Annotated in this window: 1 pseudogene; it reads left to right on the plus strand. The window is 71.4% G+C overall.

Annotation, left to right across the window (positions count from 1 at the left end):
• Window positions 1-252: pseudogene (locus HO151_RS07395) on the plus strand (alpha-1,4-glucan--maltose-1-phosphate maltosyltransferase); the annotation flags it as partial.

Genomic DNA, 252 nt, shown 5'->3' on the forward strand with positions numbered 1-252 from the left:
CCCGACCTGGGGCGTCTACAGCGGGTACGAGCTGTGCGAGGGCGTGCCGGTGCGCGAGGGCAGCGAGGAGTACCTGGACTCGGAGAAGTACCAGCTGCGGCCGCGCGACTGGGCGGCGGCCGAGCGCGAGGGCCGGACCATCGCCCCGCTGCTCGCCCGGCTCAACGCGATCAGGCGGCGCAGTCCCGCCCTGCGGCAACTGCGCGATCTGCACTTCCATCATGCGGACAACGATGCCGTGCTGGTCTACAG

The sequence above is a fragment of the Streptomyces sp. 8P21H-1 genome, assembly GCF_013302945.1.